We start from the raw sequence: 19,235 nt of genomic DNA on the forward strand, positions 1-19,235 counted from the left end.
GACCGCGCCGAGCGGACCCCACCACCCTCAGCCACCCCGCCTGCCTCCAGATGTGTGCGCTTACCGACCTGGATCCGGCCCAGAAGGGTCGGTTAGCGCACACATCGTGAGGGGAGCGGGCGGTGAAGGGCGGCCGGTCCACGCTGGGTGGTGCAGGCCGCTTGTCCGGCACCACCGGACCCGGGCTGGGGTCAGTCGGCCTTCTTGGCGGTCTTCGTGGACGTGCCGGTCTTCTTCGCCGCCGTCTTCTTCGCCGTGGTCTTCTTGGCGGCCGTCTTCTTCGCCGTGGTCTTCTTGGCCGGGGACTTCTTGGCGGCCTTCTTCGCGCCCTTCTTGGCGGGGGCCTTGGCGCGGCGCTCCGCGAGGAGCTCGTGGGCGCGCTCGGGGGTGATCGTGTCGACGTCGTCGGACTTGCGCAGGCTGGCGTTGTGCTCGCCGTCGGTGACGTACGGACCGAAGCGGCCGTCCTTCACGACGATCGGCTTCTCGCTGACCGGGTCGACGCCGAGCTCCTTGAGCGGCGCGGCGGCGGCGCGACGGCCGTAGGTCTTGGGCTGGGAGTAGATGACCCGGGCCTCGGCCTCGGTCAGCGTCAGCAGCTGGTCCTCGGACTCGATCGAGCGCGAGTCGGTGCCCTTCTTGAGGTAGGGACCGTAGCGGCCGTTCTGCGCCGTGATCTCCTCGCCGTCCTCACCCGTGCCCACGACGCGCGGCAGCGTCAGCAGCTTGACGGCGTCGTCGAGCGAGAGCGAGTCGAGCTCCATCGTCTTGAACAGGCTCGAGGTGCGGGGCTTGGCCGTCTTGGGCGATCCGTCCGGCAGCGACTCCACGACGTACGGGCCGTAGCGACCGTTGCGGGCCACGATGTCGAGGCCCGTCTCGGGGTGCGTGCCGAGGTGCTTCTCCTGACCGGACGGGTTCTGGAGCAGCTCGCGGGCCGCCTCGAGGGTCAGCTCGTCGGGCGGCAGGTCCTCGGGCACGTTGGCGCGGGTCGGCACCTCGGAGCCACCGTCGCCGGGCACCATCGGAGGACCCTCCACGTACGGGCCGTAGCGGCCCACGCGCACCGCCACGCCCTCGCCGAGCTCGAACGTGGCCAGGCCACGGGCGTCGATGTCGGGCAGGTTCTCGACGAGCCGCTTCAGGCCCGTGTCGCCCTCGCCGCCGCCGGTCCAGAAGCCTTCCAGCACGCGGAGGCGGTCCTCGCGGCCGTGCGCGACCTCGTCGAGCACGTCCTCGAGCTGGGCCGTGAACGAGTAGTCGACGAGCCGGCTGAAGTGCTGCTCGAGCAGGCGCACGACGCTGAAGGCGATCCACGCCGGGACCAGCGCGGTGCCCTTCTTGTAGACGTAGCCGCGGTTCTGGATCGTGTTGATGATCGAGGCGTAGGTCGACGGGCGGCCGATCTCGCGCTCCTCGAGCTCCTTGATCAGGCTGGCCTCGGTGTAGCGGGCCGGCGGCTTGGTCTCATGGCCGCTCGGCACCAGCTCGTGCGCCAGCACGGTGTCGCCCTCGGTGAGGTTCGGCAGCTTGGTCTGCTGGTCGTCACCCTGGGCCGTCGGGTCCTCGTGGGTCTCGACGTAGGCCTTGAGGAAGCCGTGGAACGTGATGGTGCGGCCCGACGCCGTGAACTCGACGGCGCGGCCGTCGGCCGCGTCGCCGGCGAGCTTGATCGAGAGCTGCTCGCCCTGCGCGTCCTTCATCTGCGAGGCGATCGTGCGCTTCCAGATGAGCTCGTAGAGCTTGCCCTCGTCGCCACCGAGGCCGGCCTGCTGCGGCGTGCGGAACTTCTCGCCGGACGGGCGGATGGCCTCGTGCGCCTCCTGGGCGTTCTTGGACTTGCCGGCGTAGACGCGCGGCTTGTCGGGCAGGTACGAGGCGCCGTACAGCTCCTTGACCTGGGCCCGGGCCGCCGTGAGGGCGGTCTGGCTCAGCGTCGCCGAGTCGGTACGCATGTAGGTGATGTAGCCGCCCTCGTAGAGCCGCTGTGCGACCTGCATCGTGCGGGCCGCGCCCCAGCCGAACTTGCGGGACGCCTCCTGCTGCATCGTCGTGGTGCGGAACGGGGCGTACGGCTTGCGCGTGTAGGGCTTGGCCTCGACCGACGCGACGCGCAGCGGGCGACCGCGCAGCCCCTCGGCGAGCGCCGTGACGGCCGCCTCGTCGAGCTGCACGACGTCGGGGTTCTTGAGCTGTCCGTCGGCACCGAACGCCGAGCCGGTCGCGATGCGCTTGCCCTCGACCGTCATCAGCCGAGCCGGGAAGTAGCGGGGGTCGTGCTCCTCGTTCGCGTCGAACGTCGCGTCGAGGTCCCAGTAGGAGGCGGAGCGGAACGCCATGCGCTCCCGCTCGCGCTCGACCACGAGGCGCGTCGCCACCGACTGCACGCGGCCGGCGGACAACCCGCTCATGACCTTCTTCCACAGCACGGGGCTGACCTCGTAGCCGTAGAGGCGGTCGAGGATGCGGCGGGTCTCCTGCGCGTCGACGAGGTCCATGTCGACGTCGCGCGGGTTGGCGATCGCGCGCTGGATCGCCTCCTTGGTGATCTCGTTGAAGACGATGCGCTTGACCGGCACGTTCGGCTTCAGCTCGTCGAGCAGGTGCCACGCGATGGCCTCGCCCTCGCGGTCCTCATCCGTCGCGAGCACGAGCTCGTCGGCGTCCTTGAGGAGCTTCTTGAGCTTGGTGATCTGCGACTTCTTGCCGGCGGACACGACGTAGACGGGCTCGAACCCGTTGTCGATGTCGACGCCCAGGCGCGCCCAGGGCTGACCCTTGTACTTGGCGGGCACCTCGTCGGCACCCTGCGGGAGGTCACGGATGTGACCGACCGAGGCGTCCACGACGTAGCCGTCGCCGAGGTAGCCCGCGATGCTGCGGACCTTGTTCGGTGACTCGACGATGACGAGGCTGGTCAAGGAAGTTCCTCTCTCTCGCCGGGAGCATCAGCAACCCGGCGGGCACACCGTAGCGCGTTCCGTCAACCGTTCCGCACCCGCGCGGTACTGGGGTACCCGTGTCGACCCGGCCTCATGCGGGTCGGAGGAAGCCCTCTGCGACGAGCTCGGACACCTCCGGGCGACGCTCCGCGAGGAGGGACTCCGGATCCAGGTCGAGCAGGGTGCCGATGGCCCCGAGCACCTGACCGGCGGTCAGGTCGCCGTCGCAGGCCGACAGCAGCCCGGCCGTCACGGTGTCGACGCGGCGCTCGCGGCGCAGCCCGTCCTGGAGGCGCACCGTGATGACCGCGGGGTCCTCCGCACCCGGCGGCCCCCACGCGTGCTGGACGAGGTCAGGGGCCACGACCCAGGCGTGGTCGAGCACGTCGCCAGGCACGTCGAGGGCCGCGGCCCACTGCTCCACGACCGGACCGACGGGGCCCGAGACCTGGCCGTCCCACGCCTCCACACGCACGGAGGGCACGTCACGACCGGCTCGCCGCAGCGTGATCCAGCCGAAGCCCATGGACTCGATGCCCTGCTCGACGAACCAGGTGAGCCAGCGGTCGTAGGCCTCGGTGTAGCCGGGGCGGCCCCGGTGGCCGGAGTCGGCGAGCCACATCTCGGTGTAGGTGGGGAGGTCGACCTCCTCTCGCTCGAGCACCCAGGCGTCGAGCCCGGTCGGCGCCACCCAGGACGCGAGCCGCTCCTGCCAGTCGGCACCGGTCGGGTGGACCCAGGCGGCGAGCAGGTGGCAGAGGCCGTCCTCGGTCAGGTGGTCGGCGGCGCCGGCGACCAGTCGGCGCACGACGTCGTCACCGGCGAAGCCCGTCTCGCGGTAGACCAGACGGTCGCCGTCGGGAGGCGAGACCACGAACGGCGGGTTGGACGCGATGACGTCGAACCGCTCCCCCGCGACGGGCTCGTAGAGGCTGCCGCCGCGCACGTCGAGCGCGACCCCGTTCAGGCGGCCCGTGAGCCGCGCCAACGCCAGGGCACGGTCGTTGACGTCGGTGGCCACCACCTCGGTGGCGTGCTGCGCGAGGTGCAGGGCCTGCACGCCGCACCCGGTGCCGAGGTCGAGCGCACGGCCGACCGGGCGGCGGTGCACCAGCCGTGCGAGCGAGGACGAGGCCTCGCTGATGCCCAGCACGTGCTCGGGGCCGACCTCGACCGGCATCGCGTCCTGGCCCGGGGTCAGGTCGCAGACGACCCACCAGTCGTGGACCTCGTCGCCGTACGGCCGGACGTCGACGAGCGCCCGGACCTCGCCGCCGGAGGTCGCCAGGACGCCGCTCGCCGCGAGCGCGTCGACGAGACCCGGCAGGGCTTGGTCAGCAGCCGCCCGGTCGACGGGCCGCTGGATCGTGAACAGCCGCACCAGCGTCGCGAGCGGTGAGCCGTCGGCCGTGGCGCGCGTCGCCGGGGTGGTCTCGTTGCGGCCCAGGGCCGCGTGGGCCAGAGGACCGAGGAGGTCGTGCACCGAGCCCGCGGTGAACGAGGCCGTGCGGAGCGCGTCGGCCAACCGGTCGACGACGTCGGACGAAGGTGCGAGGTCGCTCACGCGTGGGCAGCGACGGCAGCGTCCACGCTGTCGTGCAGACCGAAGACCTTGTCGAGGCCGGTGATCTGGAAGATCTTGAGCAGCCGCTCGTGCGTGCACACGATGTCGAGCGTCCCGTCGTCGGCGCGCACACGCTTGAGGGCACCCACCAGCACGCCGAGTCCCGTCGAGTCGAGGAAGTCGACCCGTTGGACGTCGATGATGAGCCGCAGCTTGCCGGCCTCGATCGCCTCGACGACGGCCTCGCGCAGGTGCGGTGCCGTGTACACGTCGATCTCGCCACCGATCTCGAGCACCTCGAACGGCGGCAGTGATCGGGTCTCGACCGTGAGCTCCATGGACTCCCCTCCCAGTTGGCGACATTCTGGCACGGGTCCGTCGGTTGCGAACGTCGACGCCGGGACGCTCACGGATCGAGACCCCACCGGGGGTCTGGGAGACTCGTCCGGTGCGGCCGGAAGATCTCGTTGCGCGCCACGGGGCGCGGGTCACGCACGTCGAGGAGCAGCCGGCGCGCGAGGCCGTCGTCGAGCCGTGGCCCGACTGGGTGCCCGCCTCGGTCCGCACCGGTTTCGCCGCGCAGGGCGTGACACACCTGTGGGCGCACCAGCGCGAGGCCATCGACCACGTCCGCGCGGGTCGCGACGTCATCGTCACGACCGGCACCGCGTCCGGGAAGTCGCTGGCCTTCCAGGCACCGGCCCTCACCGCCCTGTCGGCCGGTCGTGACGGGGAGGCCCTGCTCGGCTCCCGGCTCCCCTCCGTGCTCTACCTCGCCCCCACCAAGGCCCTGGCCGCCGACCAGCTCCGCCGCGTGCGCGAGCTCGACCCGCACGTGCGGGCCGCCACGGTCGACGGCGACAACAGCCGCGAGGAGCGTCAGTGGGCGCGCGACCACGCGGCGTGGGTGCTGACGAACCCCGACACGCTCCACCACGTGATCCTGCCGGCGCACCAGCGGTGGTCTCGCCTGCTGCGCGGGCTCCGGATGATCGTGGTCGACGAGTGCCACCACTACCGCGGCGTCTTCGGGGCCCACGTGGCCCTGGTGCTGCGGCGGCTGCTCCGCCTCTGCGAGCACGTCGGCGCCACCCCCGTGGTCGTGTGCTCCTCGGCCACGGTGGCTGACCCCGAGGCCTTCGCCCGGCGGCTGACCGGGCGCGACACCGTGGCCGTGACGGACGACGCCTCCCCGCGCGGCGCCCGCACCGTCGCGCTCTGGGAGCCGCCCCTGCTCGACGCCGACGACGCCCCCACCGGCGCCCGGCGGTCGACCTCGTCGGAGGCCGCCGACCTGCTCGCCGACCTGACGGCCCACCACGTGCAGACCGTCTGCTTCGTGCGGTCACGCCGGGGTGCCGAGCACGTCACGGCGCGGGCGCAGCAGCGGCTCGAGGACGTCGACCCCGAGCTCGTCGACCGCGTCGCGACCTACCGCGGCGGCTACCTGCCGGAGGAGCGCCGCGCTCTCGAGGCGCGGCTGCGCGCCAAGGACCTGCTGGGGCTGACGTCGACCTCGGCGCTCGAGCTCGGGATCGACGTGTCGGGTCTCGACGCCGTGGTCAGCGTCGGCTTCCCCGGCACCCGGGCGTCGCTGTTCCAGCAGTGGGGCCGAGCCGGGCGCGGCGGACAGGAGTCGCTGGGCGTGCTGATCGCTCGTACCGACCCGATCGACACCTATCTCGTGCACCACCCGGAGGCGATCTTCTCCGCCCCGCTCGAGAGCACCGTGTTCGACACCGACAACCCCTACGTGCTGGGGCCCCACCTCGCCGCGGCGGCGCACGAGCTGCCGCTCACGGAGCTCGATCTCGACCGGTTCGGCCCCCGGGCCCGCGAGGGCGTCGACGCCCTGACCGAGGCCGGATGGCTGCGCCGACGTCCCGCGGGGTGGTTCTGGACGCGGCGCGAACGGGCCAGCGACCTCGCCGACCTGCGCGGCAGCGGTGGCAAGCCGGTGCAGATCGTGGACGCCGAGACCGGCCGGCTCGTGGGCACGGTCGACGCCGGCTCCGCCGACGCCGCCGTGCACGAGGCCGCGGTCTACGTGCACCAGGGCGACACGTACCTCGTCGAGGAGTACTCCCCCGAGGACGCCACGGCGGTCGTGCGCCGCGACGACCCGGGCTGGACGACCCAGGCGAAGTCCTCGACCCGCGTCGACGTGGTCGAGACGGCCCGCACCACCTCGTGGGGGCACGCGACGATCTCGAGCGGCACGGTCGACGTGACCACGCAGGTCACCTCCTACATGCGGCGCTCGAACCGCGGCGGCGGCAACCTCGGCGAGGAACCTCTCGACCTCCCCGAGCGCAGCCTCCGCACGTCCGCCGTCTGGTGGACGCTGGAGCCCGAGCAGGTCGACGCCTGCCTGGACGCGGTCGACGTGCCGGGCGCGGCGCACGCGGCGGAGCACGCCTCGATCGGCCTCCTGCCCCTGCTGGCGACCTGCGACCGCTGGGACCTCGGCGGCCTGTCCACCGCGTACCACCCGGACACGGGCCGGCTGACCGTGTTCGTGCACGACGGCCACCCGGGCGGCGCGGGCTTCGCCGAGCGCGGCTACGCGACGGCGGCGACCTGGCTCCGCTTCACGCGCGACACCATCGCTGCCTGCCCGTGCCCGACGGGCTGCCCCGGCTGCGTGCAGTCACCCAAGTGCGGCAACGGCAACGAGCCGCTCGACAAGGCGGGGGCCGTGCGGCTGCTGGACGCCGTGCTCCGCGAGGCGCACGACCCGGTGGTCTGAGACGTCGCGCCCGGCTCACGGCTCCTCCAGGTAGGTGGCCGGTGCCGCACGGGCCACCTGGCGCGACGTCCAGGTGCGACCCCACCAGCGTGGCGTGCGCACCTCGGTCGTGACGGTCGCGACCGCGGCGTCCAGGCGGCACTCGACCAGCTCGGCACCGTTGCGGCGGGCGACCAGCCCGGCGGCGGCGCACCCGTCCGCACTCGCCTCCACGGCCCGCGATCCCGCGAGCGCGGCGAGGTCGGCAGCCGAGGCCGCCGTGTGCTTGACGCCCACCGCCACCCCCAGCTCGAGTGCCCCTCCGGCCACGACCAGCAGCAGCACCGACACACCGAGGGCCACCGAGGAGACGGCCCCTCGGTCGTCGCACCGGGTCATGGGACCTCGACCGCGGCGACCGCGGAGGCGTCGAGGTCGCGGCCGACGACGTCGTCGAACCAGCCGCCCGGGAGGCTGGAGCGCACCGAGACCGTCACGACCACGACACCGTCGTCCTGGTCGATCTCGACCACCGAGCCGGCCGGCGACTGGTCGAGCGCGAGCTGTTCGGCCACCTCGGTCGGGTCGCCGCGGGCGATCATGCGGGCGGTCTCGCGGGCGGCGTCGGTGAGCCGGACCTGCGTGTAGCCGAGGGAAGCCGTCCACAGCAGCAGGACGCCGAGCGCGACCAGCACCGGGGTGACCACGGCGAGCTCGGCGGTGGCCATGCCGTGGTCGCCTCGTCGACGGGTCGTGACCGGGAGGGGCAGCAGCGACATCGGGACCTCCTCGAGGTCGGGCGAGGGGCCGGGACGCATCGGCGCCCCGGCCCCGGTCGGTCAGAGGAACCCGAGCGTGGGGATCTTGTCGAAGACGCTCTGGAGCATGTTGTTGAACCATTCGCTCTGCGCGATCTGCACCAGCACGCCTCCGACGGTGCACGCGCCGATCGTGCCGACGGCGTACTCCGAGGTGGTCATGCCGCTCTCGTCGCGACGGGTGGGACGGCGGGGAAGGAATCGACTCATGGGAGTCCTCTCATCGTGGGTTGACGTCGAGAAGATGGGGCCGGAGCGCGTCGATCTGCGGTCGGATCCCGTCGCTGTGGATCCCGCGGGGCTGGGGACGAGTAGCGTCGGGACTCTCCCGCGGATTCTCGAACGGCGGCCACCATGCACGGTTTGAGCCTCGGGTTGCCCGGAGGCGGACCCCTCAGCCCCGGAACGCACTTCTGCGCGCTCTACTCCGGAGCGGACGAGCGTGACCGGCTCCTGTTCCCCTTCCTCGACGAAGGGCTGCGACACGGCGACATGGTGTGGTGCCTGGTCGACGACATCGAGCCGTCGCTGGTTCGCGACCGCGTGGCGGGACGGGATCACCCCGGTCCCCGCCCGGCGGGGCGGCTCGACGTCGCGCGGGCGACGGACGTCTGCCTCCGGTCGGGGGAGGTCGACGTCGACGTGACGATCCAGGTCCTGAGTGACCGCGTGGACGCCGCCGAGGCGGCCGGCTTCGAGCTGCTCAGAGCCGTCGGCGAGATGTCGTGGGTGCTGCCTCGGCCCCACGGTGGCGACGACCTCCTGCTCCACGAGTCGGCACTCAACCGCTTCGTCGACCACGCCCCAGCGATCGTCATGTGCCTCCACGACTTGAAGAAGTTCGGCGCCGACGGGCTCGTCGACGTGCTCCGCACGCACGCCAAGGTCCTGCTGGACGGCGCGATGGTCGACAACCCCTACTACGTCGGGCGGTCCGGGGCACGGGCGGCCGCGTGCGACGACGCGACGGCCCCCCAGCGGCTCGTCACGGCGGACGAGGACGTCAGCGGAGGATGGGGCTCACTGACCCTCGCCGAGCTGCGCGTCGCCTCTCACGTCTCACGCGGGACGACCAACCGCACCATCGCCGCGGACCTGCAGGTGTCCCGCCACACCGTGGATGCCCACCTGAAGCACATCTACCTCAAGCTCCGCATCCACTCCCGGGTCGAGCTCACCGTCCTGGTCCTGCAGCACCGGCTCGTCCTCGCCCCGCCCCGCGAGGTCCGCCCGCGCCGCACCTGAGGACGCCCGGAGCGTGTTGCGGCGGTCAAGAGCACCCGTTCACGGGATGCCGGAGAGCCGAGACCCCGACCACCATGGGCGTTCACCGGTGTTCGGGACGGCGTCCCCCAGACGGTCCTCCGGCCGCCGCGCCTCCCGGATCGAAGGAGTCCGACCATGCTGACGAAAGCACTTCTCGTGCGTCTCGACGCACTGCCCGGCAAGGAGGAGGAGCTCGCGGAGTTCCTCGTCGGAGCGCGGTCGATCGTGATGGCAGAGCCTGGCACCGTCGCCTGGTTCGCCCTGCAGCTCGGACCGTCGACCTTCGGCGTGTTCGACGTGTTCCCCGACGACGAGGCCCGAGACGCTCATCTGGCCGGTGGGGTGGGCCAGGCTCTCGGTCCCAGCACCGGCGTCCTCTTCTCGGAACCGCAGATCGAGAAGATCGACCTGCTGGCCGACAAGATCCCCGGCTAGGCACCCTGCCCGACGCCCCGCCTCTGCCCCTCAGCCGAAGACCGAGCCGAGCAGCCCCAGGAGCGTCGGAGCGATGCCGATCAGGAAGAAGGCGGGCAGGAAGCACAGCCCCAGCGGCAGGGCCGTTGCCACGCCTCCGGCGCGCGTGCGCCGGAGGCGCTCGGCCTGGCGTCGACGCCGCAGGTCGTCCGCGACGTGCGAGACCACGACGGCCGGCGCCGACCCCGACCGCTGGGCGCGCAGGACCGCCCGGGCGAGCGGCGCCAGTCCGGGGAGGTCGGCCGTCCGGTTCCAGACCTCGCCGGGGTCGGCCGTCGTGACGAGCCGGGTCGCCACCACCTCGAGCTCGGCCCCGACCGTTCCCCCGAGCGCACGGCCCGCGGCTGCCACCGCGATGCCCGGGGGGCGGCCCGCCGCCAGCGCCGCCGCGACGAGATCGAGCGCCACCGGGACGGGGGACGGCACGGCTCCGGGGTCCACCTCGCCCGACCGGGCGACCCGCGCCCGGACGAGTGGTGCCAGGGCGCCCGCGGCGAGCGTGCCCCAGGGCCACCCCGCGACGAGGGTCCCGAGCACCACGACGGCTCCGGCGACGACGACACCGCGGTCGATCTCGCGTGGTCGCCGCGGCACGCCCAGGACCGCGCGGGCCCTGCGGGTCGGCGAGGGTCCCTGCAGCACCATCACCGCGACCGAGGTCAGCAGCGCGGCGAGGGCGATCATCCGCGCTCGGCCCGGTCGGCGGCCGACTCGATCCAGGCCACGCCGAGGCAGGCGAGGCCCGTGCCGACGACCAGGCACGCAGCGCCCGGCAGCGTGGTGGTCAGCACCCGGACCGGGTCGGCTCCGAGGCCGGCACCGAGCAGCAGCCCGAGGACCGGGAGCACGGCCAGGAGGCGGCCCGTGGCGCGGGCGGGCTCGACGGTCGACCGGAGCTCGTCGGCCAGCTCGGCCTCGAAGCGGAGCCCGCGGGCCACCCGGTCGAGCACGTCGGCCAGCGGGGCGCCGCAGGTCTCGCTGAGCTGCCACGCGGCCGCCACCGCGACCATGCCCCCGCACCCGGGTTGCTCCCCCACCGCCCGCAGCGCCGCGGCGACGTCACCGCCGAGCCGCGCGACCCGTGCCGCCGGGGCGACGCGCTCGTGGTCGACCGACGCGAGGGCGAGGGCGCGGTCGGGCAGCACGCCCGCCCGGAGCTCCGACGCGAGCAGGTCGACGAGCTCGGTGACCTCGTGGAGGGCTGCCCGAGCCCGAGCGCGGCGCCCGGCGCGAGCCACCTCGCGGGTCACGACCACCGCCACGCCGACGGCCGTGGCCAGGACCAGCAGCGGGGCCGGACCCCCGACCAGCGTCAGCACGGAGGCACTCGCCGGAACGGCGACGGCGAGGGTCAGTGCCCGCGGCCAGCGGGGAGCCGGCGGACGCCCCAGCCGGTGACCGGCCGTCCATCGAGGCTCCGGCCTCGCGAGCAGCGCGGCACAGGACACCGCGACCGCGGCCCACGTCGTCAGCGGGAGCACGGTCACGAACGCCCACGACCCTCGAGCAGACGCGTCAGCACCTCGTGCGCCGGCCCCTCACGAATGCCGTCCCTCGTCAGCACGACGGCCGGGACGCAGTCGACGACCCGGTCGGCCCCCACCTGCAGCACGCCGACGTGGTCGACCACGCGTCGGCCGTCGCGGGCGCGGCCGAGGTGCACGACGAGGTCGAGCCCGGCGGCCAGCTGGGCGTGCACCGCGACCCGAGGAAGGCCTGCCCCGAGCGCCAGGGCCTCGAACCTCGCCGGGACGTCGCCCGCGGAGTTGGCGTGGATCGTGCCGCAGCCGCCCTCGTGGCCCGTGTTCAGCGCTGCGAGCAGCTCGACGACTTCGGCCCCCCGCACCTCGCCGACGACGAGCCGGTCCGGGCGCATCCGCAGCGCCTGACGGACGAGGTCGCGCAGGTGCACGGCGCCCTGACCCTCGACGTTGGCCGGCCTGGCCTCCAGCGCCACGACGTGCGGATGGCGCGGGCGCAGCTCGGCCGCGTCCTCGACCACGACGAGACGTTCTCGGGCGGGGACCTCGGCCAGCAGGGCGGAGAGCAGTGTGGTCTTGCCCGTGCCGGTGCCGCCCGAGACGACGAACGCCGCCCGCGCGGCGACGATGCCGCGGAGCACGTCGGCCCCGGCGGGCGATATCGCTCCCGCACCCACCAGGTCGTCGAGGCTGAAGGGGTGCCGGGACGGGACCCGCAGGCTGATGACCGTGCCGGGATGTGCCAGCGGGGCCAGCACGGCGTGGAGCCGCGTGCCGTCGGGCAGGCGCGCGTCGACCCACGGGCTCGCGTCGTCGAGCCGTCGCCCCGCCAGCGCGGCCAGGCGCTGCGCGAGCCGGCGCACCTCCGCCTCGTCGTGGAGACGGACGTCGGCCGGTTCGAGCCCCTGCCCACGATCGAGGTGGACGCCCTCCGTGCCGTTGACCAGCACGTCGGTGACCCCCGGCAGGGCCAGGAGCGGCTCGAGAACGCCGGCGCCGGCGGTGTCGCGCCTGACCTGGTCGACGACCGCGAGCACGGTGTCGGGCCCGAGGACGCCGGGCTCGGCCCGCAGGGCGCGGGCCACGTTCTCCGGTGTCGGCAGAGCGGCATCGGCCGCGAGCCGGCGACGCACCCGTTCGACGAGGGGCTCCGGCACCGACCTCACCTGGCTCCTCCGAGTCCGACCAGGCCGAGAAGCGTGCCGGCCACCCGGTCGAGCGACCGGACGTGCGCCGGCCCTCGGCCCGCGCCGACGTCGCGCCGCAACGACCGGTGGTGCCCGAGGCGCGTCACGACCGGCACCCCGAGGTGGGGCGCGAGCGCCCCACGGCCCAGACCACCCGGCTGACCGCGTCCGACCGCGACGACCGTGCCCGCGACCTGACGGAGGTCCTCGACGAGGTGCCGGGCGGCCGCGATGCCCCGGACGTCCTCCGGCACCACCACGACCGTCAGCTCGGCACACCCGACGACCGGCAGCGCCGCCGGGTGGCGGGGGACGTCGAGGACGACGAGGTCGCTGGCCCGTCGCAGCGCCGCGACCACGCCGTCCGGATCGGCGCGGTCCGACGGCGCGTCGCGCGACCGGGTGAGGAACGCGACGTCGCCGTGGCGAGGCAGCACGTCCACGAGCGCCGACGCGGGCAGCTGCCCGCCGGTGACGTCGAGGGTGTCCCAGCGCGCCCCGGCGACGGCGTCGGCTCCGAGCACCAGGTCGATCCCACCGGCCGGGTCGAGGTCGCACAGCACGGTCCTCCACGAGCGGCGGGCAGCCGACGTGGCCAAGCCGGCCGCGAGCGTCGACGCCCCCGCACCACCCACGGCCCCGACGACCGCCACCACGCACGCCTCACCGCGGCCCTCGAGCGCCGACGAGAGCAGGTCGAGGACCTCGACCTGCCCGGTCGCGTCGGGGCGGCAGACCAGTGCGGCGCCGAGCTCGACCGCCGTGCGCCACACCGCGTCGCCGTGCCCGACCTCGGGGTCGACCAGCACGACGTGCGGACGGCGGGGCGCCCCCACCTCGACCAGGCGGCGTGCCATGGCCGCGTCGACCACGACGGCCGAGGCCCCCGACCAGTGCCGTCGCGCCACGGGCGAGGTGTCGGCGACCTCGACCGCCGCACCCACCGCCGACGCCCAGCGGGAGGCGGCCGCCCGGCACTCCGGATCGGTGGTGGCGACGACGACAGCAGGGTCCATGGCTCGACTTTCACCGGGTTCGCACCACCCGGCCACGCCTCCGCCGCGGCCTGTGGACGGCGACGGCGGGTCCGCGACCTGGGGACGAGCACCGTCGGGGCGCCTATGCTGAGGTCATGGACCAGACGGTCGGCGGGCGGGGTGCCGCGTTCTTCGACCTCGACAAGACGATCATCGCCAAGTCGAGCACGCTCGCCTTCAGCCGCCCGTTCTTCGCCGAGGGCCTGCTGAACCGCCGCACGGTCCTGCGCAGCGCCTACGCCCAGTTCATGTTCGCCGTGAGCGGGGCCGACCACGACCAGCTCGAGAAGATGCGCGCCTACCTGACCGAGATGGTCACGGGCTGGGAGGTCGCCACGGTCCGCCAGGCGGTCGCGGAGACACTGCACTCGATCATCGAGCCGCTCGTGTACGACGAGGCCGTGGCCCTGATCGCCGAGCACCGTGCCGCTGGGCGCGACATCGTCATCGTCTCGGCCTCGGGCTCGGAGGTCGTCGAGCCCATCGGCGCCCTGCTCGGCGCCGACGTCGTGGTCGCGACCACGCTGGTCGTCGAGGACGGCCGCTACACCGGCGAGATCGACCGCTACGCCTACGGCCCGCACAAGGCCGAGGCGATGATCGAGCTCGCCGACGAGCGCGGGTACGACCTCACGGCGAGCTACGCCTACTCCGACTCCGCGACCGACGTGCCGATGCTCGAGGCCGTGGGCCACGCGTTCGCCGTCAACCCCGACAAGGCCCTGCGTCGCGCCTCCGAGGAGAACGGCTGGCCGGTCCTGGAGTTCCGCCGCCCGGTCGCGCTGACCTCACCGCTGAGCCTCGACACGCCCACCGGCAAGATCCTGGCGGCAGCCGCCGGCGTGGGTGCCGTCGCCGGGGCCGCGGTCGCGGCGCTGTACGTCGCCGGTCGACGCGCCCGCACCTCCGCCTGACCCGAAGATTTATCGGCTCAGGGGTTGTGTGACTCAGGTCACATGGGGCACTGTGGGGACCAGAGAACTTCACAGCCGGCCCAGTAAGAATTGGTACCCACGCGGCGATCACCCGTCCCACAGGGCAGTTGCTCTCGGATGATCTGCGGACCTCACGGTCGCGGACCGAGACGACGATGACGACGAAGTGCACGCTTGGTAGCCGATGAGCTGGACCCCGACGGCGTCACCGCCTCCTCACGGAGCAGCGGTGGCGCCGTCCCCTTGTGTGCCCAGACCATGTGCGCAGGACGTCGAGCGCGGTCAGTCCGGCGCCGCGAGCAGCTCGTCGACCGCGGCGAGGACCGTCGCCGCATCGACCTCGACGTCGGCCTGCACCTTGTTCATCGGGTCGCCGGGCCCGTGCCGGTCGACGTCGCCGGCCACCAGGTAGCGGTACTGCGCCCCGGGGATGTTCTGGCAGATCGCCCAGTAGCACTCCACGACGTACCCGGCCGTGAACATCTCCAGCACGCGCACGCCCTCGGGCGCGAAGAGCAGGTTGGTCAGGGCGGCACCGTGCGGAGCCACGACCACCTCGGCGCCGGCGAAGACGTCGACCTGCTCCTGCGGGCTCAGCCCACCCGGCTCGACCACGACGAAGCCGCGCTCCTCGAGCGCGGGCACCAGCTCGTCCTCGCACGTGACCCGACGCGTGTTCGGGGTCGTGCCCCGGGTGACGTAGATGCGTCGCGGCGTCGGCTCGGACCCGGACGGGCGGAACCGGTCGCGCACCCATCGGACCGTGGCCGCGGGCGCGACCTCGAGGTCGTTGGTCAAGGACGGGACCAGCAGGCGCGAGGCCCGGACCGTGCTGTGCTTGGTCATCTCGACGACCGGGAGGTCGCCGAGCCCGGCCAGGTCGAGGAGCTTGCGCTGCCAGGCGGCGCCGGTCGGCACGTAGATCGCGTCGGGGCGGGTGTCCGGCATCGCGTCGGTGAAGACGCCGTGACGCGGCAGCACGTCGGTCAGGTAGTGGTAGTAGTTCGCCGCGCCGCGCGTGCCGAGGACCAGCAGGGTCCCGTCGAACTCGGTCGGCTCCGGCAGACGCCGCCGGAGGAACAGCGGGTGCTCGCGCCAGTCGCGGACGCCGAAGTACTGGCTCGTCTCGTGGTCGAGGATCCCGCCGGGCGTGATCGTCGCGGCGTAGTCGCCCACGACGATGCCGCCCGCGACCTCGAGGCAGTACGGGTCGCGGACCTTGACGTCGGCGCGACGCGGGAAGATCCAGTGGCCCGCGGGAGTGCCGGACGGAGGCGTACGGTCGAGCTGCTCGCCGAGACCGGCCGGGTGGAACGTGACGGTGCCCGGCTCCTGCGCAGCGGTCGCGGCCGAGGTCAGGGCGGCCGAGCGCGGCAGCCGGCGATCGCCCTGCAGGGCACGGGTCGCCCGACCGACGCGTCCCGACCAGAGGGACGCCCAGCGGTGCAGGCGCTTGACGACGGGCCAGAGCGGTCGGAGCCGCGGTGGCAGCCGGGTCACCGGGTCGGCCTCAGCGCGCGGGCGTGAGGGGATCGCGCGAGAGCCACGCCATGCCCAGACGGTCCGCGTACGGGACGCGGTCGACGACGTTCAGGCCCGCTTCGGCGAAGAACGCCTCGAGCTGCTCCCAGGAGAACCCCGGGAGGTCGTGGTACTCCATGACGACGCGACGGACGCCGGCCCAGTCGGCCGGGTCCGAGCCCAGCACCATGTCGTACTCGCCGCCCTCGGTGTCGATCTTCACGAGGTCGGCCGAGCGGCCTTCGGCGTTCAGCGCCTCCGACATCGCGACGCTGCGCACCGTGACCGTCGGGCCGCCCTCACCGAGGTGCAGGACGCCGTTGTGGCCGCTGGCGGCACCGTTGTCGGCGATCTCGAGCTCGCCCGGCACGGCCTGGACGGCGAGGTTGTTGGCGACGACCCGGTCCTGCAGACCGTTGTCGGCGACGTTGCGGTCCAGGTACGTGGCCGTCGCGGGCGACGCCTCGTAGGCGTGGACGCGGGCGCCCGGCACACGCTTGGCGGCGGCCACCGTGAAGCAGCCGACGTGGGCGCCGATGTCCAGGAAGACCGGCGCGTCACCGAGACCCTGCGCGATCCAGTCGATGCGGTACTCGTCCTCGACGAGGATCTCGTAGATCGGCACCCGCGCACCCGGCTGGTTCGGGATCGTGATGGTGCCTCCCGGAGAGCGGAAGGTGATCTCCTCGGGCTTGCCGGTCAGGCCCTGACGCGCCAGCGCCACGAGCACGCCCGCACTGTTGTCGAAGCTCGAGACGGTCTGACGGACCCGGCGCACTGCCAGGGGGATCCCACGGGCCATCGAGGGCACCTTCCGATCGGGGCGGACGCGACGTCGGTGCGAGCAGCAGCGACGTCGGAATCATAGGCCACCAGGACGCCCCAAGTTCACGTCTCGACCGCATCTCCTGATCACCGCTCGTATGCTGTGGCCGACATCCGCGTCGCCAGGAAGGCCTGCCATGACCCGCCGCTCCCCGGACGCTGCGCCGCGCACTGCGCTGATCACCGGCGTCTCCGGCCAGGACGGCATGTTCATGGCCCGCCGACTCCTGCGGGACGGCTGGCAGGTCGTGGGCACCGTGCGACCCGGGATCTCCTCGCTCGCCCGCATGGCGCCCTACCTCGAGGGCGTCGAGATCGTGGAGCACGACCTGCTCGACGCCGCGGGCTTCGACGAGCTCGTGGTCCGTCACTCCCCCGACGTCGTGACAAACTTCGCCGGGTTCAGCTCGGTCGGTCGCAGCTGGAACGACGCGGACCTGGTGCTGCGCACGAACGCGACGACGGTCGTCGCGATGGTCGAGAGCCTGCTGCGCTATCGCGACAAGAACGCCCGCGACGTCCGTTTCCTGCAGGCCTCGAGCGCCGAGATGTTCGGCCCCGACGCGAGTGGCGCCCTCGACGAGTCGGCGCCGCACCGCCCCCGCACGCCGTACGCGATCGCCAAGAGCGCCGCCCACCACACGGTCGGCGCCTACCGCGAGAAGCACGGCCTGCTGGGCAGCACCGCGATCCTGTTCAACCACGAGAGCCCGTTCCGCGGCCAGCAGTTCGTGGCCGGGCGCATCGCGCGGCTCGCCGCCCAGACGGCGCTCGGCATCCCGGCCCGCCTCGACCTGGGCGACCTGGACGTCGAGCGGGACTGGGGCGCCGCGGCCGACTTCGTCGACGCGATGGCCGCGGCGGTCCTGCACGAGCAGGCCGACGACTACGTCCTGGCGACCGGCACGACCCACACCCTGCGCGACATGCTGACGGTGGCCGGCGCGGCCGCCGGGGTCGACGACCTGGTCGACCGGGTCGACCTCTCGGCCCACCTGTGGAGCAGCATCCAGGCACCCGCCCTGCTCGGCGACGCCACCCGGGCGCGCGAACAGCTGGGCTGGCAGCCGCAGACCTCCTTCGAGGACCTGGTCACCGACATGGTGCGGGTCGACCTGGAGCGCCTGCGCTCGGGCGTCGACGAGTCGGCCGACTACCTCCGCTGAGGCCTACTTCCACATCCCGGACGGGGTGATGGTCTCGGACTTGACCCGGCGCACGAGGCCCGGGAAGCGCTTCTTGAAGCGCGCGACCTCGTCCGGCACCGAGCAGCGGATCGCGATCGCCGCGTCGCCGGCGAGCTCGCGCCCGATCGTGCGCCACGTGCCGCGGCGCCACGAGGTCCAGGCCTCGGCGTCCTCGGGGAGGAAGGGCGAGGGCAGCGACTCGCCGCGGTCCGACGCGACCCGGTAGGCCCGCCGCACGAGCCGCGAGATCGGGCGGCCCGTCGTGTCGACGTGGTACGGGTACTCCCCCGCCTCCGGCAGCCACGCCTGGTGGTCGAGGATGCGGCGGGCGTACTCACGACACATCGCGTCGATCGTGGGGTTGCCGGCCCGGTGGTGCGCCGAGGAGCCCTCGTGGCGGACCGACAGCTCGGTCTCGGAGTGCGGGTCGAACGCGTGGAAGTGGAACAGTCGCAGGCGGTCGCCGTTGGAGGTGATGACGGGGCCGTCGTCGTCGCTGCCGATCGGGCGCTCGTGGAGGTTCACGACGCTGACGTTGTAGCCGTAGTGGCGCAGGATGCCCGCCTGGTAGGTCGAGGCACCGATGTCGAGCCACTTCTGGTCGACGAAGAGGCCCGCGAGCGGCTCGAAGAGGCACTCCGACCGCAGGTGCGCCCACCACCAGTCCAGGAACGGCAGGGCTCGGCGGTCCCAGCCGCCGAAGCCCAGGTTGTAGACGCCGGTGTGGAGCAGGTGGGCGTCCCACGAGAGGTCGTCGAGCGACGGCAGCGGCTCGAGGAAGTGGGGGGTCAGGAGGAGGCCGCCGGCGCTGTCCGCGAGCGCTCCGGGGAGCTCGTCCATGGGGGCCGTCACGTACGTGTCGGGGTCGAGGTAGAAGACCTGCTCCGCGTCGCGCAGCAGCTCGCGGAAGAAGGTGGGCTTCACGGCGGTGGCGAACTCGACGAGGTTGTAGATCGTCGCGAGGCGCAGCAGCTCGAAGCGGCTCAGCCCGATCTCGTCGGTGCCCACCGCGCGCACGTTCGACAGGCGCGACAGGTCGGGGGCGTCGGCACCCGTGCGGGCGTCGATGAACAGGATCGTGAGCGTCGCGTCGGGGTGGTGGTCGGCCAGCGAGTCGGCCAGCGCGAGGGCCTTCGGCAGGTAGTTCGAGGCCAGGACGGTGCAGTAGCTCGGCTCGGCAGCCATGAGGTCCCTTCGCAGGTCAGGCGCGTCCTCGGGGGGCACGCGGGCCCATCCTACGATCAACTCCGGTGAGTCCCCACGAGGGCGC

18 protein-coding genes are annotated in these 19,235 nt (G+C 73.2%); 5 read left to right on the top strand and 13 right to left on the bottom strand.

Going from position 1 to position 19,235, the window contains the following annotated elements; genetic code table 11:
• Positions 1-191: 191 nt before the first annotated feature.
• From topA to LO931_RS05085, 3 genes are all read right to left on the bottom strand, one after another.
• A complete protein-coding gene (topA, locus tag LO931_RS05075; protein WP_229052196.1) occupies positions 192-2,921 on the bottom strand; it encodes a type I DNA topoisomerase in 2,730 nt (909 codons plus the stop codon).
• A gap of 112 nt (positions 2,922-3,033) precedes the next feature.
• Positions 3,034-4,506, bottom strand: a complete 1,473-nt coding sequence (locus LO931_RS05080) for a methyltransferase (protein ID WP_229052197.1) — start codon at positions 4,504-4,506, stop codon at positions 3,034-3,036.
• A complete protein-coding gene (locus LO931_RS05085; RefSeq protein ID WP_229052198.1) occupies positions 4,503-4,844 on the bottom strand; it encodes an anti-sigma factor antagonist in 342 nt (113 codons plus the stop codon). Before LO931_RS05085 ends, LO931_RS05080 begins: the two co-directional genes overlap by 4 nt.
• Positions 4,845-4,954: 110 nt before the next feature.
• Here LO931_RS05085 and LO931_RS05090 point away from each other — a divergent pair, with 110 nt between their 5' ends.
• On the top strand, positions 4,955-7,255 hold the full coding sequence (locus LO931_RS05090; protein ID WP_229052199.1) for a DEAD/DEAH box helicase: 2,301 nt from the start codon (positions 4,955-4,957) through the stop codon (positions 7,253-7,255).
• A gap of 15 nt (positions 7,256-7,270) precedes the next feature.
• Here the strand turns inward: LO931_RS05090 and LO931_RS05095 are convergent, their stop codons facing one another.
• Genes LO931_RS05095 through LO931_RS05105 form a run of 3 tightly spaced genes read right to left on the bottom strand, consistent with a single transcriptional unit; the run spans position 7,271 to position 8,262 of the window.
• A complete protein-coding gene (locus tag LO931_RS05095; protein WP_229052200.1) occupies positions 7,271-7,633 on the bottom strand; it encodes an Rv3654c family TadE-like protein in 363 nt (120 codons plus the stop codon).
• Positions 7,630-8,013, bottom strand: a complete 384-nt coding sequence (locus LO931_RS05100; RefSeq protein ID WP_229052201.1) for a TadE family type IV pilus minor pilin — start codon at positions 8,011-8,013, stop codon at positions 7,630-7,632. The genes LO931_RS05095 and LO931_RS05100 overlap by 4 nt, the downstream gene beginning before the upstream one ends.
• Before the next feature lie 60 nt (positions 8,014-8,073).
• Positions 8,074-8,262, bottom strand: a complete 189-nt coding sequence (locus tag LO931_RS05105; RefSeq protein ID WP_255657741.1) for a DUF4244 domain-containing protein — start codon at positions 8,260-8,262, stop codon at positions 8,074-8,076.
• 144 nt (positions 8,263-8,406) lie between these two features.
• Between LO931_RS05105 and LO931_RS05110 the strand changes: the two genes are divergently transcribed.
• Together LO931_RS05110 and LO931_RS05115 are read left to right on the top strand one after the other, a co-directional pair.
• A complete protein-coding gene (locus LO931_RS05110; RefSeq protein WP_229052203.1) occupies positions 8,407-9,297 on the top strand; it encodes an MEDS domain-containing protein in 891 nt (296 codons plus the stop codon).
• Between the two features lie 156 nt (positions 9,298-9,453).
• A complete protein-coding gene (locus LO931_RS05115) occupies positions 9,454-9,753 on the top strand; it encodes a putative quinol monooxygenase (RefSeq protein ID WP_229052204.1) in 300 nt (99 codons plus the stop codon).
• 30 nt (positions 9,754-9,783) lie between these two features.
• On the opposite strand, the gene LO931_RS05120 is transcribed toward LO931_RS05115, so the two are convergent.
• The 4 genes from LO931_RS05120 to ssd are packed head-to-tail and all read right to left on the bottom strand — an operon-like array spanning position 9,784 to position 13,476.
• The gene (locus LO931_RS05120) at positions 9,784-10,476 is read right to left on the bottom strand and encodes a type II secretion system F family protein (RefSeq protein ID WP_229052205.1); all 693 of its coding nucleotides are present in this window, start codon (positions 10,474-10,476) and stop codon (positions 9,784-9,786) included.
• On the bottom strand, positions 10,473-11,279 hold the full coding sequence (locus LO931_RS05125; RefSeq protein ID WP_229052206.1) for a type II secretion system F family protein: 807 nt from the start codon (positions 11,277-11,279) through the stop codon (positions 10,473-10,475). The genes LO931_RS05120 and LO931_RS05125 overlap by 4 nt, the downstream gene beginning before the upstream one ends.
• Positions 11,276-12,430 carry a TadA family conjugal transfer-associated ATPase gene (locus LO931_RS05130; RefSeq protein WP_370636062.1) on the bottom strand — a complete coding sequence of 385 codons (1,155 nt, stop codon included), beginning with the start codon at positions 12,428-12,430 and terminating at the stop codon, positions 11,276-11,278. Before LO931_RS05130 ends, LO931_RS05125 begins: the two co-directional genes overlap by 4 nt.
• 5 nt (positions 12,431-12,435) lie before the next feature.
• The gene (ssd, locus tag LO931_RS05135) at positions 12,436-13,476 is read right to left on the bottom strand and encodes a septum site-determining protein Ssd (protein ID WP_229052208.1); all 1,041 of its coding nucleotides are present in this window, start codon (positions 13,474-13,476) and stop codon (positions 12,436-12,438) included.
• Between the two features lie 116 nt (positions 13,477-13,592).
• On the opposite strand from ssd, the gene LO931_RS05140 reads away from it, so the two are divergent.
• Positions 13,593-14,411, top strand: coding sequence for an HAD family phosphatase (locus LO931_RS05140; protein WP_229052209.1), 819 nt, complete (start codon positions 13,593-13,595; stop codon positions 14,409-14,411).
• A gap of 303 nt (positions 14,412-14,714) precedes the next feature.
• Here the strand turns inward: LO931_RS05140 and LO931_RS05145 are convergent, their stop codons facing one another.
• The gene (locus LO931_RS05145) at positions 14,715-15,932 is read right to left on the bottom strand and encodes a DUF563 domain-containing protein (RefSeq protein WP_229052210.1); all 1,218 of its coding nucleotides are present in this window, start codon (positions 15,930-15,932) and stop codon (positions 14,715-14,717) included.
• 10 nt (positions 15,933-15,942) lie between these two features.
• Positions 15,943-16,755, bottom strand: coding sequence for an FkbM family methyltransferase (locus LO931_RS05150; protein ID WP_229052211.1), 813 nt, complete (start codon positions 16,753-16,755; stop codon positions 15,943-15,945).
• Positions 16,756-16,915: 160 nt separating this feature from the next.
• On the opposite strand from LO931_RS05150, the gene LO931_RS05155 reads away from it, so the two are divergent.
• Positions 16,916-17,944, top strand: a complete 1,029-nt coding sequence (locus tag LO931_RS05155) for a GDP-mannose 4,6-dehydratase (protein WP_229052212.1) — start codon at positions 16,916-16,918, stop codon at positions 17,942-17,944.
• Between the two features lie 3 nt (positions 17,945-17,947).
• On the opposite strand, the gene LO931_RS05160 is transcribed toward LO931_RS05155, so the two are convergent.
• Positions 17,948-19,189 (bottom strand): hypothetical protein, encoded by a 1,242-nt coding sequence (locus LO931_RS05160; protein WP_229052213.1) that lies wholly within the window; start codon positions 19,187-19,189, stop codon positions 17,948-17,950.
• Between the last annotated feature and the right edge of the window lie 46 nt (positions 19,190-19,235).

The organism is Aeromicrobium sp. Leaf350 (genome assembly GCF_916858655.1).
GTDB lineage: Bacteria > Actinomycetota > Actinomycetes > Propionibacteriales > Nocardioidaceae > Aeromicrobium.

Excerpts from the sequence above, each read along its gene's own strand:
- LO931_RS05110 (WP_229052203.1), top strand. The coding sequence starts at position 8,407 with ATGCACGGTTTGAGCCTCGGGTTGCCCGGAGGCGGACCCCTCAGCCCC.
- LO931_RS05155 (WP_229052212.1), top strand. The coding sequence starts at position 16,916 with ATGACCCGCCGCTCCCCGGACGCTGCGCCGCGCACTGCGCTGATCACC.
- LO931_RS05105 (WP_255657741.1), bottom strand. The coding sequence starts at position 8,262 with ATGAGTCGATTCCTTCCCCGCCGTCCCACCCGTCGCGACGAGAGCGGC.
- LO931_RS05140 (WP_229052209.1), top strand. The coding sequence starts at position 13,593 with ATGGACCAGACGGTCGGCGGGCGGGGTGCCGCGTTCTTCGACCTCGAC.
- LO931_RS05150 (WP_229052211.1), bottom strand. The coding sequence starts at position 16,755 with ATGGCCCGTGGGATCCCCCTGGCAGTGCGCCGGGTCCGTCAGACCGTC.
- ssd (WP_229052208.1), bottom strand. The coding sequence starts at position 13,476 with ATGGACCCTGCTGTCGTCGTCGCCACCACCGATCCGGAGTGCCGGGCG.
- LO931_RS05100 (WP_229052201.1), bottom strand. The coding sequence starts at position 8,013 with ATGTCGCTGCTGCCCCTCCCGGTCACGACCCGTCGACGAGGCGACCAC.
- LO931_RS05085 (WP_229052198.1), bottom strand. The coding sequence starts at position 4,844 with ATGGAGCTCACGGTCGAGACCCGATCACTGCCGCCGTTCGAGGTGCTC.
- LO931_RS05095 (WP_229052200.1), bottom strand. The coding sequence starts at position 7,633 with ATGACCCGGTGCGACGACCGAGGGGCCGTCTCCTCGGTGGCCCTCGGT.
- LO931_RS05115 (WP_229052204.1), top strand. The coding sequence starts at position 9,454 with ATGCTGACGAAAGCACTTCTCGTGCGTCTCGACGCACTGCCCGGCAAG.
- LO931_RS05120 (WP_229052205.1), bottom strand. The coding sequence starts at position 10,476 with ATGATCGCCCTCGCCGCGCTGCTGACCTCGGTCGCGGTGATGGTGCTG.